18 protein-coding genes are annotated in these 14,120 nt (G+C 63.6%); 10 read left to right on the forward strand and 8 right to left on the reverse strand.

The features are described from left to right. Window positions 1-109 precede the first annotated feature (109 nt). From moaB to N6L27_RS10705, 4 genes are read right to left on the reverse strand one after another with little or no spacing between them, the layout of a single operon-like run. Complete coding sequence (moaB, locus tag N6L27_RS10690; RefSeq protein ID WP_271907237.1) at window positions 110-652, reverse strand: molybdenum cofactor biosynthesis protein B; 543 nt, start codon at window positions 650-652, stop codon at window positions 110-112. Next, entirely contained in the window at window positions 653-1,273 is a 621-nt protein-coding gene (locus tag N6L27_RS10695; protein ID WP_271907238.1) for a LysE family translocator, read from the reverse strand. Continuing rightward, window positions 1,270-1,869: a metallophosphoesterase family protein gene (locus tag N6L27_RS10700; RefSeq protein WP_271907239.1), complete on the reverse strand. Its 600-nt coding sequence runs from the start codon at window positions 1,867-1,869 to the stop codon at window positions 1,270-1,272. The genes N6L27_RS10695 and N6L27_RS10700 overlap by 4 nt, the downstream gene beginning before the upstream one ends. Before the next feature lie 9 nt (window positions 1,870-1,878). Further along, window positions 1,879-2,643, reverse strand: a complete 765-nt coding sequence (locus N6L27_RS10705) for a uracil-DNA glycosylase (RefSeq protein WP_271907240.1) — start codon at window positions 2,641-2,643, stop codon at window positions 1,879-1,881. A gap of 154 nt (window positions 2,644-2,797) precedes the next feature. Between N6L27_RS10705 and N6L27_RS10710 the strand changes: the two genes are divergently transcribed. From N6L27_RS10710 to N6L27_RS10735, 6 genes are read left to right on the forward strand one after another with little or no spacing between them, the layout of a single operon-like run. Continuing rightward, window positions 2,798-3,748 carry an aspartate carbamoyltransferase catalytic subunit gene (locus tag N6L27_RS10710; protein ID WP_271907241.1) on the forward strand — a complete coding sequence of 317 codons (951 nt, stop codon included), beginning with the start codon at window positions 2,798-2,800 and terminating at the stop codon, window positions 3,746-3,748. Between the two features lie 5 nt (window positions 3,749-3,753). Next, entirely contained in the window at window positions 3,754-4,287 is a 534-nt protein-coding gene (locus tag N6L27_RS10715) for a hypothetical protein (RefSeq protein ID WP_271907242.1), read from the forward strand. Continuing rightward, on the forward strand, window positions 4,287-4,670 hold the full coding sequence (locus N6L27_RS10720; protein WP_271907243.1) for a hypothetical protein: 384 nt from the start codon (window positions 4,287-4,289) through the stop codon (window positions 4,668-4,670). The genes N6L27_RS10715 and N6L27_RS10720 overlap by 1 nt, the downstream gene beginning before the upstream one ends. After that, window positions 4,667-5,977: a dihydroorotase gene (pyrC, locus tag N6L27_RS10725; protein ID WP_271907244.1), complete on the forward strand. Its 1,311-nt coding sequence runs from the start codon at window positions 4,667-4,669 to the stop codon at window positions 5,975-5,977. Before N6L27_RS10720 ends, pyrC begins: the two co-directional genes overlap by 4 nt. Further along, window positions 5,977-6,582 carry a glycerol-3-phosphate 1-O-acyltransferase PlsY gene (gene plsY, locus N6L27_RS10730; RefSeq protein WP_271907246.1) on the forward strand — a complete coding sequence of 202 codons (606 nt, stop codon included), beginning with the start codon at window positions 5,977-5,979 and terminating at the stop codon, window positions 6,580-6,582. Before pyrC ends, plsY begins: the two co-directional genes overlap by 1 nt. After that, complete coding sequence (locus N6L27_RS10735) at window positions 6,579-6,851, forward strand: hypothetical protein (protein ID WP_271907247.1); 273 nt, start codon at window positions 6,579-6,581, stop codon at window positions 6,849-6,851. The genes plsY and N6L27_RS10735 overlap by 4 nt, the downstream gene beginning before the upstream one ends. On the opposite strand, the gene lfb1 is transcribed toward N6L27_RS10735, so the two are convergent. Then, window positions 6,841-7,191 (reverse strand): LIC10280 family protein, encoded by a 351-nt coding sequence (gene lfb1, locus N6L27_RS10740; protein ID WP_271907248.1) that lies wholly within the window; start codon window positions 7,189-7,191, stop codon window positions 6,841-6,843. The two genes, N6L27_RS10735 and lfb1, sit on opposite strands and share 11 nt — an antisense overlap. Window positions 7,192-7,429: 238 nt before the next feature. Here lfb1 and N6L27_RS10745 point away from each other — a divergent pair, with 238 nt between their 5' ends. Beyond that, window positions 7,430-7,906 (forward strand): YHS domain-containing (seleno)protein, encoded by a 477-nt coding sequence (locus tag N6L27_RS10745; protein WP_039149391.1) that lies wholly within the window; start codon window positions 7,430-7,432, stop codon window positions 7,904-7,906. Between the two features lie 108 nt (window positions 7,907-8,014). Here N6L27_RS10745 and N6L27_RS10750 read toward each other — a convergent pair whose 3' ends face one another. The 3 genes from N6L27_RS10750 to N6L27_RS10760 all read right to left on the reverse strand — a co-directional run bounded on the left by N6L27_RS10750 (window position 8,015) and on the right by N6L27_RS10760 (window position 10,866). Further along, window positions 8,015-9,385 (reverse strand): glutamate--cysteine ligase, encoded by a 1,371-nt coding sequence (locus N6L27_RS10750; protein WP_271907249.1) that lies wholly within the window; start codon window positions 9,383-9,385, stop codon window positions 8,015-8,017. A 65-nt stretch (window positions 9,386-9,450) separates the two neighbouring features. Continuing rightward, window positions 9,451-9,978: a hypothetical protein gene (locus N6L27_RS10755; RefSeq protein WP_271907250.1), complete on the reverse strand. Its 528-nt coding sequence runs from the start codon at window positions 9,976-9,978 to the stop codon at window positions 9,451-9,453. Between the two features lie 147 nt (window positions 9,979-10,125). Next, window positions 10,126-10,866 (reverse strand): 16S rRNA (uracil(1498)-N(3))-methyltransferase, encoded by a 741-nt coding sequence (locus tag N6L27_RS10760; RefSeq protein ID WP_271907251.1) that lies wholly within the window; start codon window positions 10,864-10,866, stop codon window positions 10,126-10,128. 12 nt (window positions 10,867-10,878) lie between these two features. On the opposite strand from N6L27_RS10760, the gene ubiA reads away from it, so the two are divergent. Genes ubiA through N6L27_RS10775 form a run of 3 tightly spaced genes read left to right on the forward strand, consistent with a single transcriptional unit; the run spans window position 10,879 to window position 14,102 of the window. Continuing rightward, the gene (ubiA, locus tag N6L27_RS10765) at window positions 10,879-11,841 is read left to right on the forward strand and encodes a 4-hydroxybenzoate octaprenyltransferase (protein WP_271907252.1); all 963 of its coding nucleotides are present in this window, start codon (window positions 10,879-10,881) and stop codon (window positions 11,839-11,841) included. A 60-nt stretch (window positions 11,842-11,901) separates the two neighbouring features. Continuing rightward, on the forward strand, window positions 11,902-13,791 hold the full coding sequence (locus N6L27_RS10770) for an OmpA family protein (RefSeq protein WP_271907253.1): 1,890 nt from the start codon (window positions 11,902-11,904) through the stop codon (window positions 13,789-13,791). Further along, entirely contained in the window at window positions 13,788-14,102 is a 315-nt protein-coding gene (locus N6L27_RS10775; protein ID WP_039131391.1) for a hypothetical protein, read from the forward strand. The genes N6L27_RS10770 and N6L27_RS10775 overlap by 4 nt, the downstream gene beginning before the upstream one ends. The last annotated feature ends 18 nt before the right edge of the window (window positions 14,103-14,120 follow it).

A 14,120-nucleotide genomic window follows, 5' to 3' on the forward strand; every position in this document is an offset into this window, starting at 1 on the left:
GGCGGCGGCTGCCGGGGCCGCGCATGGGCCGGTAGGCGCAAAAGCCTTGTGCCCGCTTGGAAATATAGGATTTTCCGCGCAGGTTTGCGAGGTTACACGCAGCGCAAGGTTACTTCCGGCGCAGATGCTCCTCCAATCTGGGCATGATTTCCACGAAATTGCAGGGGCGGTGGCGGTAATCGAGCTGTTTTAACAGGATTTCGTCCCAGCCGTCCTTGCACGCGCCTGGGCTGCCGGGCAGCGCAAACAAATAGGTGCCGCCCGCAACGCCGCCGGTGGCCCGTGACTGGACCGCGCTGGTGCCGATCTTTTGCATCGAGACCATGGTGAAGACGGTTCCAAAGGCCTCGATCTCCTTCTCGTAGACGTCACGGTGCGCCTCCACCGTCACATCGCGCCCCGTCAGGCCGGTGCCGCCGGTGGAAATCACCACGTCGACCTTGGTGTCGGCGATCCAGGCGCGCAGCTGAGCAGCGATCTCTGCGCGCTCATCGGGGATGATCTTGCGGTCAGCCAGGGTGTGGCCAGCCTCGCGCAGCCGGTCGACCAGCACCTGGCCGGAGCGGTCGTCCACCATCTTGCGGCTGTCCGAGACCGTCAGGACCGCGATGCGGACCGGGATGAATTCCATGCTTTCGTCGATACGGGACATCTACGCCCTCTCCATGATTGCCAGCCGCACGGCCAGCCCTGCGAAAATTCCGGCCGAGATCCGGCCCAGCCAGCGCGCAAACAACTGCGAGCCCGCCAGCTGTCTGCCCGCCTGGCCTGCAAAAATGCCTACGAGACCGTTGATGACAAACCCGCCCGCAGCCAGGATCAGGCCAAAAACCATAAACTGCGCCAGCACCGGCCCCGCTTCGGGCTTCACGAATTGCGGCACAAAGGCCAGCACAAACAGAATCACCTTGGGGTTGGTAAGGTTGACAAGAAAGCCGGTGCGGAACGCCCGCCGGGCGGGCTCTGCGGGTTTGTCCTCCGTGACCGGACCGCTGCGGAGAGCGTTCCAGGCGAGATACAGAAGGTACCCCACTCCGATCCAGCGGATCAGGTCAAACAGCGCTGGCATGGCAGCAACCACAGCGCCCAGTCCGAGACCTGCCAGCGCGACATGCACTATGCTGCCTGCCGAAATGCCTGCACTGGCCGCCACCGCTGCAGCGCGGCCGGAGCGCAGCCCCTGGCCGAGGCAGAACATCATGTCCGCACCCGGTGTCAGGTTCAGTGCCAGCGCTGCCGGGACAAAGGCCAGCAGGGTCACGGGATCAATCATGGTTCCACCTCGAACCAATTCAAACCGGGACCGAGGTTTGCCACCTCCGTCTTCCCCAATTTGCCGCGAAAGCCCCAGCAATCATGCACATGGCCGCACAGCAACAGCTGCGGCTGGATTCGCTCGGCCGCAGCGCAGACCGCGGTGGACCCCACGGACAGTCCGCCGGACGTCACATCCCCGAACCCCTTGGGCGGTGAATGGGAAATCAGGATATCTGCGTGATCGCAGGCCGCCAGCATCACCCCCGCCTGCACCTCGCTCAGGTCGCAGGACCAGCCGCCAAAGGGTGTCTCGGGCACACCATAGCCCAGACCGAACAGGCGCAGGCCCTCGATGTCAGTGCCTTCGCCATGCAGGACCGTGGTGTTCGCAAACCCTGCTGCGCGCAACTCATCGGCGCTTTCGCCATTGCCGGGCACGGCCACCATCGGCGCCTTCAGTCCCGACAGCATGGCAACGGCACTGTCCATCCCCATCCGCATGTTGCAGAAATCGCCGGCGCCGATGACCAGATCCGCACCCGCACTGGCAGCGACGATATCTGCGGCATGAGAGGCAGAAAGATGCAGATCGGAGAACGCCAGAATTTTCATGGAACTACCTCAGGTCAAGCTCCCAAGCCGTGCCTTCAATTCCAAAAGATCGGCCCAGGCCAGCCGTTTCTGCGCGGGCTGACGCAGCAGATAGGCAGGGTGGAACATCGGTATTACCGGCTTGCTCCAGGCCTGATCCCACTGTCCGCGCAGCCGGGTGATGCCGCGTTTTCCCAATACCGCCTGACAGCTGATATTGCCCATCAGCACCAAGATCTCAGGCTCAGCCAGTGCAACATGCCTTTCCAGAAAGGGTGTCAGCATCGAGATCTCAGCGGGCAGCGGGTCGCGGTTCTGCGGCGGCCGCCAGGGCAGCACATTGGTGATATAGACGTTTTCCGCGCGGCTGAGGCCGATCGCTTCCAGCATTTTGTCCAGAAGCTGTCCGGCGCGGCCGACAAAGGGCTTGCCCTGCAGATCCTCATCGCGGCCCGGGGCTTCGCCGATGACCATCACCCGCGCGCCTGCCTGTCCGTCGGAGAACACCAGATTGCGGGCGCCGCGCTTCAGGTCGCAGTGGCTGAAGCCTTCCATCGCACCGCGCAAGGCAGGCAGCGAGGCTGCGCCACTGGCCGCCTTCTGTGCCACCTCGACCGGATCAACCTCCTTGGGCTTAGGCGGCGGCGCCGGGGCGGCACCCGGTTTCGGCTTGGGGGCGGCCTGTTCCAGCGCATAGCGGTCGACCGGCTCGTCGCACAGCGCCTCAGTGGCGCCAAGCTCCGCCTGCCACTCCAACAGCGCACGCGCGCTCCAGTAATCCAATGCCGATTCCATGCGCCCAAGCTACTCCGCCTGCCGGATAAGCGGAACACCTCCCTGTCATCTTGCTGCAAATACTCAAATTCTCTGACCGCATCCTGCAAGCAGCCGTTGCCCGTTCTGCCCCCCCCGCCTATAAGAACCGGCAAATCAAGCGGAGCTGCCCCATATGTCCTTCGAACACCGCCATTTGCTTGGCATCGAACCGCTGAAGCCGCATGAGATCACCGCGATCCTTGATCTGGCCGACGACTATGTGGCGCTGAACCGCCGCCCGGAGAAGCACTCCGATGTGCTGGCGGGGCTCACCCAGATCAACATGTTCTTTGAAAACTCCACCCGCACCCAAGCGTCGTTTGAACTTGCGGGCAAGCGGCTGGGCGCCGATGTGATGAACATGGCGATGCAGGCGTCCTCGATCAAAAAGGGCGAGACCCTGATCGACACCGCGATGACGCTGAATGCGATGCACCCTGACCTGCTGGTCGTCCGTCACCCGCATTCAGGCGCGGTGGATCTGCTGGCCCAGAAGGTGAACTGCGCGGTGCTGAATGCGGGCGACGGCAAGCACGAGCACCCGACCCAGGCTCTGCTGGATGCACTGACCATCCGCCGTTCCAAGGGCCGCCTGCACCGGCTGAACATAGCGATTTGCGGCGACATAGCGCACAGCCGCGTTGCGCGCTCGAACCTGATCCTCTTGGGCAAGATGGAAAACCGCATCCGCCTGATCGGCCCGCCGACCTTGGTGCCCGGCCAGTTCGCTGAGTTCGGCGCCGAGATTTACGACGACATGCGCGAGGGGCTGAAGGACGTTGATGTGGTGATGATGCTGCGCCTGCAGAAGGAACGCATGGATGGCGGCTTCATCCCGTCGGAGCGCGAGTATTACCACCGCTATGGGCTGGATGCTGACAAGCTTGGCCGCGCCAAGCCCGACGCCATCGTCATGCACCCCGGGCCAATGAACCGCGGGGTCGAGATTGACGGCACGCTCGCTGACGACATCAACCGCTCGGTCATTCAGGAGCAGGTCGAGATGGGTGTGGCGGTGCGGATGGCGGCGATGGACCTCCTGGCCCGCAACCTGCGCGCCGAACGCCAGGCCAAAGCAGGCTGAGCCGCTTGGAGGGCGTGATCCATATCCCGGCGGGCGAGCGTGGCGTAATCCGTCTGTTTGAGCTCGCCATGCGGCCCGAGCAGGCAGCGTTTCTGAAGGAACCCGGCGCGCTGGCTCAGGTTCTGGGGATCAAAGCGCTGGACATGGAACAGGTGGAGATCTTTCCGGTCTCAGACCTGGAGGATATCGGCTTGACCGGTTACCTGACCGAGGGCTGCGGCGTGCCGCGGGCGCAGGTCGAAGAAGACCGGGAAATACTGCAGACCCTGGAAGGCCATGTGCTGCTGATCCGCTCCCGTGCTTTTGGCGGTGAAGAGACGCGGCTCACCCCGGCGGACCAGATCGTGCTGAAGGGCACCTATGGTGAACGGCGGACCAATTGGAATGCTGCTCCTGAGACTGCCGAGAGCGCCAAGCCCTATTCCGCACCCAAGTTGCCCCCCCGCGAGGCCCGTTCGCAGGCCCGCCGCATCGGGGCTGCGCTGTTTGCCATTGTCATGGCCCTGATCGCCCTGATTGCATGGCTGCTGGTGTTCTGATGGCGAACATAGAATTCAAACCAGACCGCAGCGCCTACGTCCGCGCCCACGCCTGGATGGCCGCAATTGGCATGGGCGGCGCTATGGCGGTGCTCTGGTTCATGGGCAGCCCGCATATCTGGACAGGCGCCGTTGGCGGGCTGGCTGCCATCGCCCTGCGCGGCTGGTACATGGCCAGCGAGGAACTGGCAGTGGTCTGGACCCTGACGCAAGAGACCCTCTCAGGCCCCGCGGGGCGTTCCGTGCCGCTCTCCCAAATCGAAGCCATCAAGACCATGGGCAGCTATGTGCAGGTCATCACCCAGGGCGGTGACAAGCACCTGATCAAATACCAGGCCGACCCGGCCGCGACCCTCAACGCAATTGAAAGAGCCAAGGCATGAGCACTCTCTTCATCAACGCCCGCCTGATCGACCCTGAGGCAGGAACCGACACACCGGGGGCAGTTCTGGTGCGGAAAGGACGGATCGCGGCGGTTGAAAAGGATACTGCAGACCCAGCGCGGATGCTGAACGCGCAAGGCCTTTCACCAAATGATGTGACCCAGGTGGACTGCGGCTGCAAATGCCTGGCGCCGGGGATCGTCGATATCGGCGTCAAGGTCTGCGAACCCGGTGAGCGGCACAAAGAAAGCTATAAGTCCGCAGGTCTGGCGGCGGCGGCGGGCGGCGTGACCACAATCGTCACCCGGCCCGATACCACTCCGGCAATTGACAGCCCGGAGGCGCTGGAGTTTGTCACCCGCCGCGCCCAGGCGGATACACCGGTGAACGTGCTGCCTATGGCGGCGCTGACCAAGGGACGCGAAGGCCGCGAAATGACCGAGATCGGCTTTCTGATGGATGCCGGCGCGGTTGCCTTTTGCGATTGCGACCATGTGGTCAGCAACACCAAGGTGTTCCAGCGGGCGCTGACCTATGCGCGTTCCTGCGGTGCGCTGGTCATCGCGCATCCGCAGGAACCTGTTCTGAGCAAGGGCGCGGCTGCAACCAGCGGCAAATTTGCTGCCCTTTATGGCTTGCCCGCGGTGTCACCGATGGCGGAACGGATGGGGCTGGACCGCGATATTGCCCTCTTGGAAATGACCGGCGCAAAATACCATGCCGACCAGATTACGACAGCACGCGCCCTGCCCGCGCTGGAGCGTGCCAAATCCAACGGTTTGGATATCACCGCGGGCACCTCTATCCATCACCTGACACTCAATGAGCTGGATGTGGCGGGATACCGCAGCTTCTTCAAGGTGAAACCGCCGCTGCGCTCCGAGGACGACCGGCTGGCGGTGGTTGAGGCGGTGCGGACCGGGCTCATTGACATCATCTCCTCCATGCACACGCCGCAGGATGAGGAAAGCAAGCGCCTGCCGTTCGAGGAAGCTGCGGCCGGTGCGGTGGCGCTGGAGACACTTCTGCCAGCAGCATTGCGGCTGTACCACGCCGAGCTTCTGGACCTGCCCGCCCTGTTCCGCGCCATGTCGCTGAACCCTGCCAAACGGCTGGGGCTGGAAAGCGGCCGCCTGGCCGCGGGCGCGCCCGCCGATCTGGTGCTGTTCGATGCGGATGTGCCGTTTGTGCTCGACCGCTTCACGCTGCGTTCAAAGTCGCAGAACACGCCTTTTGACGGCCAGCGGATGCAGGGCCGGGTCGAAGCAACTTACGTGGCGGGCGAACCCGTCTACCGGAGGGACTGATGCCTGTACTAGAAAGCTCTGCCGTTGTGCTGATCCTGTGGGCGGCGATTGGCTACGGTCTCGGCTCCGTGCCGTTCGGGCTGGTGGTCACCAAGGCGTTTGGCCTTGGCAACCTGCGGGAAATCGGGTCTGGCAATATTGGCACTACCAACGTGCTGCGCACCGGCAGCAAGGCGGCCGCGGCACTGACGCTGCTTTTGGATGGCGGCAAGGGCGCGGCGGCAGTGCTGCTGGCCCGGTTTCTGGCGGGCGAGGACGCGGCGCAGGCCGCTGGGCTGATGGCCTTCCTCGGCCATTGCTTTCCAGTCTGGCTGCGCTTCAAGGGCGGCAAGGGGGTGGCAACCTTCCTGGGCCTGATGCTGGCGCTGGCCTGGCCGGTGGGCATCGCTTGCTGCCTGACCTGGCTGGCGGCGGCTGCAGTCAGCCGGATCTCCTCAATGGGCGCGCTGACCTCTGCCGCATCGGGTGCGGCCTGGGCGTTGCTGCTGGGTTATCAGCAGGTTGCGGTTCTCGCGCTGCTGCTGGCGGCCGTCGTGTTCATCCGCCACTCGGCCAATATCACCCGCCTGCGGGCAGGCACAGAGCCGCGGATCGGCCAGAAGTGACACCGGAAAAGCTGCAGGCCTTTCTTGCAGCTTTTGACACCCTGCCGCTGGGCGCCTTCACCGGGACTGCGGAAGGGTGCAAGTACATGGTGACCCGCGAAGACCTGGCCGGCGGCAAATCGCAGAAGCTGGTGGCGCGGGAACTGGGAGGCGCGGATTACATCAGCCTCAACCTCTACCGGCTCACGTCCGGTGCCCGGCTGAAACCCTGCGAGATGCCTGCGGAGAAAGTGGTCCGCTTCGTGCTGGCACTGCAGGTTATGGAATGAGCCGCTCCAAAGCGCGGCCGTTGGACCAGGTGCCGTGCAGCTCACCGCTTGGCATCCGCACGTAGACCACCGGATAGGTATCGCCCCAGTCGACCCAGACCACATCGCCGTTGCGGGTACCGGTCCCGGCATAGGCCTGGACACCGACCTGCCAGCTCATCTCGATCGCACCGCCATAGTCCTGGATTTGCACCGTGCCGGTATAGGTGGTGCCATCGGGGTTGCGGCCTTCGGCGCGGTAGCTGCCGCTGATGTCCTGGGCCGCGGCCGCCCCTGCAAAGGCTGCTGCTGCCAACAGGCCGCCCAGCGCGGCGCGGCGGGTAGTGAATGAGCGTGTCATCCTGTCCTCCGTTCTTTGTGCCCAGTCTGCCTGCGTCCGGGCGGCATGTCATCCGTTCTGCGCACCACTGCACAGGCGGCAGCCAACCTGCGCACAGTCAAATTGAGTTGTTTTGAATGTGATCGCCCGGCTCTCCACATCGGTTCCGTGACCCGCAGCATACCGCGGCACACATGGTGAAACGCCGGCCGGGCAAGCATTTGGGAACGCCACGGCCGGGATTTGAAAGGACGGGACCATGAACAAAGTAAAAGCACTGATCAGCGGTGTGGCTCTGTCGGTTGCAATGGCAACCTCGGCACTGGCGGCGGGCGTTGAGATCAACGCGTCCTCCACTGGCCTGGCCATGCAGGGCTATGACCCGGTCGCATATTTCACGGACGGTGCCCCCACCAAGGGCAGCTACAAAATCACTTCCATTTACAATGACGCAACTTACCGTTTTGCCTCGGAAGAGCACAAAGCGGCCTTTGAGAAGAATCCCGAAGCCTATGTTCCGGCCTACGGCGGCTACTGCGCCTTTGGCACCGCGATGGGCTTCAAGTTCGACGGTGATCCGAACCACTGGAAAATCGTCGACAACACCCTGTACCTGAACCTGTCGCAGGACATTCAGGAACGCTGGGAGGGCGACATCCCGGGCTTCATCGAGAAGGCCAGCGTCAACTGGACCGATATTGCTGAAAAGACCCCGGAGGAGCTGCAGGCCCAGTAACGCCTGAAGCCACCACTCACAAAAACAGCCGGCGGCAGGATATCCTGCCGCCGGCTTCTTTCAATGAGAAAGGCCGCGCCCGAAGCGCGGCCTGTTTTATTCCTGTTATCAGTAAGCGAATTCGCCGTAGATCCGGCTGAGGTCGCCCTCCCAGGCGCCACTGTAGCGCTCCAGCAGCTCATCCGCGGGCACTTTGCCGGTTTCCAGACTGTCTTTCAGTGCGTTCAGGAAGTGAGTTTCATCCGGCACCAGACCGCCAGCACCGGGGCGCGCACGCGCCTTCAGGCCGCTTTCAGAAATTGCCACTGCCTCGCGGGCCAATTCATGCATGCTGATGCCATTCACCTTGGCCTGCAGGCCCTGTTCAGAGGCGGCAACGCGCAGGGCGTCGCGGGTTTCCGCGTCCCAGCCCTTAACCAGGTCCCAAGCTGCATCCAGCGCAATTTGGTCATAGGTCAGGCCGACCCAGAAGGCAGGCAGCGCGCAGAGGCGGCGCCAGGGACCGCCGTCGGCGCCACGCATTTCGATGAATTTCTTGATACGTGCCTCGGGGAAGATGGTGGTAAGGTGGTCGGCCCAGTCGCTGAGCGTCGGGGTTTCGCCCGGCAGCGCAGGCAGTTCGCCCTTCAGGAAGTCACGGAAGGACATGCCCAGCGCATTGATGTACTCGCCATTGCGGTAAACGAAATACATCGGCACATCGAGCGCATACTGCACCCAGGCTTCAAATCCGAAACCTTCCTCGAATACAAAGGGCAGCATGCCGGTGCGGTCAGCGTCCAAATCGCGCCAAACCCGGGCGCGCCAGGATTTGTGGCCGTTGGGCTGGCCGTCCAGGAACGGCGAATTGGCAAACAGCGCCGTTGCGACCGGTTGCAGCGCCAGCGCCACGCGCAGTTTCTGCACCATGTCGGCCTCGGACGAGAAGTCGAGATTCACCTGCACGGTGCAGGTGCGGCGCATCATGGTGGTGCCCATGGTGCCGACTTCCTGCATGTAGCCGTCCATCAGCTTGTAGCGTCCCTTGGGCATCAGAGGCATGTCTTCATGGTGCCACACAGGGGCAGCGCCCAATCCGATGAAACCCACGCCGATCTTATCGGCGATGTCCTTGACGTCGCGCAAGTGCGCGTTCACCTCGTCGCAAGTCTCGTGGATGGTTTCCAGCGGCGCACCTGACAATTCCAGCTGGCCGCCCGGCTCCAGGCTTATGTTGGCACCGTCCTTGGTCAGGCCGATGAGGTTATCGCCTTCGGTAAGCGGAGCCCAACCGTGGCCATCGCGCAGGCCTTCGAGAACCGCCAGGATGGATCGCTCACCGGCATAGGGCAGAGGCTTCAGCGTATCCTTGCAGAAGCCAAACTTCTCATGCTCGGTGCCGATGCGCCAGTCTTCCTTAGGCTTGCAGCCATCGGCAAGGTACTGGGCAAGCTGCTCGTGGCGTTCGATCGGCCCGCCGCCGGACTGGGGAATGGACATGCCTGGCACTCCGTCCTGTTAGATCTGTCTTGAACGGTCAGTCGTGGGCGGAATCGCCGCCGGTGTCAATGCAGGCGCTGATGTTCCGGACGGCTGGCAGCACGCTCCCAGATCACGACCTGGTGAGGGCCCCGGCGGCGCAGCTCGGTGAGCATCCGTTCCGTCTTGAGGCCCGGGAGGGCGGCAAAGACATCAAACAGCGCCTCGTAGCCTTCGGCGTTGACCGGAATTGCCAGCGGCGGCTGGCCCGGCTGCTCCAGCAGCCAGTGCGGCGGCTTGGACGTGTGGTCCAGCGCCAGCCGCTCCAGCTCCGAGGCTGCCACTGCACCGCCATTGAGCGGGCCGAAATAGGCGATCTGCCCCTCGTCGACCTGCACCACGCCAGGGCCGCCACTGCCGCGCCGGAACCGCATTCGCTGAACGCCGATGACAGCGGCGATCAGACCGGTTGCAACCAGCGCCCAGCCGGTGATTGCGGTAAAGCCGGCCGCGGAATACGCCCATTTCAGCCCCAGCAGGAACATCAGCGCTGCGGCCAGAACCTCGCGCCATTGCCACAGTGTTTCGCGGGCTTCAGGGCGGATGAAACTCATTTGTTTCGCCTCTTTAAAACGTTTAGCAAACGGTGCAGCCTGCCTTGCCATCCTTATTTGTTCAGCCAGGACGGCGGATACAATGGCCGCGGACGCCGCAGCACAATTAAAGGTTAACCGGAAATGGTTTCCAGTCTGTGACCAATGTCACCCAGCTTTCCCTTGCCAGTCCCCCAACGCCTGCTGCCACAGGGTCATCGCTGCGACGGCGGCGGTATCGGCGCGCAGGATTCGGGGGCCAAGGCTGACAACATGGGATTGCGGCAGCGCGTGCAGCCGCTTGCGTTCTGCCTCGGAAAACCCGCCCTCGGGGCCGATCAGAATGGCCCAGGGAGCGTCTTTCTGCTTCTCGGCGGCCAATTGCAGCGCATTGCCCACCTCCGCCTCGTCGCAGAACATCAACTGACGCTCGGCGGGCCAATGGTCCAGCAGGCGGGAGAGCTTCTGCAGGTCCGCCACCTCCGGCACATAAGTGCCGCCGCATTGCTCCGCGGCCTCGACCGCATGGGCCTGCAGCCGGTCCTGGCGGATACGTTCGGAATTGGTAAACTCCGTTTGAACCGGCAGGATACGCGCGGCACCCATTTCCGCTGCTTTCTCAACAATAAAATCTGTGCGCGCTTTCTTGATCGGCGCAAACATCAGCCACAGGTCCGGCGGCAGCTGCAACGGTTTGGTCTGTTCCTGGCAAACCAGCGTGCCGCCACGCTTTCCGGCCTCTGCCACCTCGGCCAGCCACTCGCCGTCCTGGCCGTTAAACAGCGCCACATGGGCGCCCGCCGTCAGACGCATCACTCCGAACAGGTAATGCGCCTGATCACGATCCAAGGGAAGTGATTGCCCTGCGCCCAAAGGGTGCTCTACATACAGTCTGATTTTTGCACTCATGGGGTCCTACATATGCAAGGCGAGACACCAGCACCAGAGGGTCAGGTCGCGGATGCGGTCACGGGAAACTGGGTCGACACCTACGCCCCGGAATGGACACGCCCCTATCTGCGCCTCAGCCGCGCCGACCGGCCCATCGGCACCTGGCTGCTGCTTATCCCCTGCTGGTGGGGGCTTGCCTTGGCAATCCTAGCAGATCAAAGCCCGCGCTGGAGCGACCTGTGGATTGCCGTCGGCTGCGCCGCTGGCGCCTGGCTGATGCGCGGGGCCGGCTGCACCTGGAACGACATCACCGACCGCAACTTCGACGGCCAGGTTGAACGCACCCGCTCCCGCCCTATCCCCTCCGGCCAAGTCACCGTAAAGGGCGCTCTGGCTTGGATGGGGCTGCAGTGCTTTTTGGGCCTGATGATCCTCTTGACGTTCAACCAGGCCGCTGTCGCCATGGGCATCCTGTCGCTCTTGCCAGTGGCGGTCTACCCCTTTGCCAAGCGCTTTACCTGGTGGCCGCAGGTGTTTCTGGGCCTTGCCTTCAACTGGGGGGCCATGCTGGCCTGGGTTGCGCACACCGGCTCTATGGGCTGGCCGCCGGTTCTGCTGTATCTGGCCGGCATCGCCTGGACGCTGTTCTATGACACCATCTATGCCCATCAGGACACCGAGGACGACGCGCTGATCGGGGTGAAGTCCACTGCCCGGCTGTTCGGCACGGAAACCCCGATGTGGCTGCGCCGTTTCATCGTGGGTTTTGTCTGCCTGATGGCGATGGCGGTCATTGGTGCGATGCTGGAAAGCGCTTCGGTTCTGGCGCTGGTGCTGGCACTCGCAGCCCCTTGGGCAATGGGCTGGCACATGACCTGGCAGCTGCGCGCCTTTGACGCGGACAACAATGCCCGGCTTCTGCAATTGTTCCGGCTGAACCGCGATACCGGCCTGATCCCGCTGATCTTCTTCGCCTTGGCCATGTTCGCATGATTGAACCCCAGCGCCGCGCGCGGTAAGAGCCACTAACTGACCAAGGGAAACTGCCGCCGTATGCGCTTGTCCTCTCTGCTGATCCCAGGCCTGGCCTTTACCGCCGCTGCAGGGCTGAGCCTTGTGGCCGCCGGTTTTTCCGTCACCGCGGTGGAACGCAGCACCGAAACCGGGGTGCGGCAGGCGCTGGACCGCGCGGGCTTCACCTGGGCCGAGGTAACGGCGGACGGGCTTCAAGTGCTGCTGGAAGGCACAGCCCCTGACGAGGCAACCCGGTTTTCGGTGATTTCCCTGATCGGCGGCGTGGTAGATGCGGCGCGGATCATCGACGGGATGGAGGTTCCTCCAGCCAAGGGGCTGGCGCCGCCGCGGTTTTCCGCCGAAATCCTGCGAAACGACAGCGGCATCTCCATCATCGGGCTGATACCAGCAGGCTCCGGCCGCGCGGCAATGGTCAAGAAGCTGAACGCGCTCGCTGGCGAAGGCAATGTGGCGGACCTTTTGGAAACCGCCAAATATGCCAAGCCCGATGGCTGGCAGCGCGCCCTGGATTTCGCCGTCGAGGCGCTGAAGCTGCTGCCGCGCGCCAAGATTTCGGTTGAAGCGGGCGAGGTCTCCATCACCGCAATTTCCGGCAGTGAAGAGGCCAAGCATCAATTGGAGGAGCAGCTTGGCAGGCTGGCACCGCCCGGGCTGCGGCTGGCGATGGACATTGCTGCTCCGCGCCCGGTGATCACCCCCTTCACTCTGCGGTTCCTGCTAGGTCAGGATGGTGCTCAGTTCGACGCCTGCTCTGCCGAAACCGAGGAGAGCCGAAATCGCATAATTGATGCCGCCCGCAAGGCGGGGCTGGAAGGAGACGCTGATTGCGTGATCGGCATGGGTGTACCCTCGCCCAACTGGGCCCGTGCGGCAGAGCTAAGCATCGCCAGCCTTGCCGAACTGGGCGGCGGTTCCGTGACCATTGCCAATGCCGACATCACGCTGGTTGCCGCGGAAGGCACCGCCAGCGGCACTTTCGACCATGTGGTTGGCGAGTTGGAAAACGCCTTGCCCCGGGTTTTTGCCCTGCACGCCGTTCTGCCGGTTCCCGAAGCCAGCACCACCGCCGGACCGCCAGAATTTACAGCTACCCTCAGCCCCGAAGGCCAGGTGCAGCTTCGCGGACGGCTGAGCGACGCAGCACTGCGCACGGTGGCCGACAGCTATGCCAAGGCGCGCTTTGGCTCCGGGAATGTGCACACCGCCACCCGGATTGTCGCCGATCTGCCCGCCGATTGGCCAGTGCGCGTACTGGCAGGGCTGGAGGCACTCTCTTATTTGCAGCGCGGATCAGTGACGGTTACACCGGAAAACCTGGAACTGCGCGGGATGAGCTACCGCAAGGATGCGCTCTCCGAGATCGCGCGCTTCCTGTCCGCCAAGCTCGGCGAGGCTGAGACCTACGGGCTCGACATCACCTACGAGGAACCGCCCGCACCCAAGGACCAGCCGATCCCGCCGGAGCTTTGCGAGGCGCAGCTGGCCGGCGCCCAAGCCGAAGCCAAAATCGCCTTTGAACCCGGTTCCGCCACCATTGCCACCGAAAGCGCAGGCACCATGGACCGGATCGCAGCGGTGCTGAGCCGCTGCGGACCCGTGCGGCTGGAAATCCAGGGCCATACCGACAGCCAAGGCCGCGAGGTTATGAACCAGAACCTGAGCCAGGCCAGGGCGCAATCGGTGCTGAACGAGCTGCGGGCGCGCCGGGTGGTGACCTCTACCTTCGCCGCCAAGGGCTATGGCGAAAGCGAACCGATCGCCGACAACGGCACCGAAGAAGGCCGTGAGGCCAACCGCCGCATCGAGTTCAAGCTGGTCCGCCCGGTGGAGCAGGCGGAAACAAATGACGACGATAGCGGCGAGACCGCCGAAAGCGCAGACGGCGCACAGGAGACACCAGAGGAATGAACAGGACAGAGTTCATCATCACCACCGCGATCATCCTGTTTGCGGCCTTTGCCATGGGCTGGTTTGCCAACTGGCTGGTGCACCGGTTCACCCGGGTTCGCCAGAGCGATGTGGCCGATCTGGACCGGATGAGCCAGGAGTTGCATGAGGCCGAAGAGACGCGCGACCAGGCGATCACTTACCTGCAGCAGCGTGAGGCGGAACTGACCAACCAGCTGACCCAGACCGAGGCGGAACTGCGGGCAGCAATGGAAGGCCTGCGCGAAGCCCGCCGCGAGGCTGAGGAACTGCGCAGCCAGATCCCGCACTGAGCAGCTTGTTGCAGCGGG

Source organism: Leisingera sp. SS27, assembly GCF_028368855.1.
Taxonomy (GTDB): Bacteria; Pseudomonadota; Alphaproteobacteria; order Rhodobacterales; family Rhodobacteraceae; genus Leisingera.

Coding starts and splice junctions, on each gene's coding strand:
- moaB (WP_271907237.1), bottom strand. CDS start 652: ATGTCCCGTATCGACGAAAGCATGGAATTCATCCCGGTCCGCATCGCG.
- N6L27_RS10695 (WP_271907238.1), bottom strand. CDS start 1,273: ATGATTGATCCCGTGACCCTGCTGGCCTTTGTCCCGGCAGCGCTGGCA.
- N6L27_RS10700 (WP_271907239.1), bottom strand. CDS start 1,869: ATGAAAATTCTGGCGTTCTCCGATCTGCATCTTTCTGCCTCTCATGCC.
- N6L27_RS10705 (WP_271907240.1), bottom strand. CDS start 2,643: ATGGAATCGGCATTGGATTACTGGAGCGCGCGTGCGCTGTTGGAGTGG.
- N6L27_RS10710 (WP_271907241.1), top strand. CDS start 2,798: ATGTCCTTCGAACACCGCCATTTGCTTGGCATCGAACCGCTGAAGCCG.
- N6L27_RS10720 (WP_271907243.1), top strand. CDS start 4,287: ATGGCGAACATAGAATTCAAACCAGACCGCAGCGCCTACGTCCGCGCC.
- pyrC (WP_271907244.1), top strand. CDS start 4,667: ATGAGCACTCTCTTCATCAACGCCCGCCTGATCGACCCTGAGGCAGGA.
- plsY (WP_271907246.1), top strand. CDS start 5,977: ATGCCTGTACTAGAAAGCTCTGCCGTTGTGCTGATCCTGTGGGCGGCG.
- lfb1 (WP_271907248.1), bottom strand. CDS start 7,191: ATGACACGCTCATTCACTACCCGCCGCGCCGCGCTGGGCGGCCTGTTG.
- N6L27_RS10745 (WP_039149391.1), top strand. CDS start 7,430: ATGAACAAAGTAAAAGCACTGATCAGCGGTGTGGCTCTGTCGGTTGCA.
- N6L27_RS10750 (WP_271907249.1), bottom strand. CDS start 9,385: ATGTCCATTCCCCAGTCCGGCGGCGGGCCGATCGAACGCCACGAGCAG.
- N6L27_RS10755 (WP_271907250.1), bottom strand. CDS start 9,978: ATGAGTTTCATCCGCCCTGAAGCCCGCGAAACACTGTGGCAATGGCGC.
- N6L27_RS10760 (WP_271907251.1), bottom strand. CDS start 10,866: ATGAGTGCAAAAATCAGACTGTATGTAGAGCACCCTTTGGGCGCAGGG.
- ubiA (WP_271907252.1), top strand. CDS start 10,879: ATGCAAGGCGAGACACCAGCACCAGAGGGTCAGGTCGCGGATGCGGTC.
- N6L27_RS10770 (WP_271907253.1), top strand. CDS start 11,902: ATGCGCTTGTCCTCTCTGCTGATCCCAGGCCTGGCCTTTACCGCCGCT.
- N6L27_RS10775 (WP_039131391.1), top strand. CDS start 13,788: ATGAACAGGACAGAGTTCATCATCACCACCGCGATCATCCTGTTTGCG.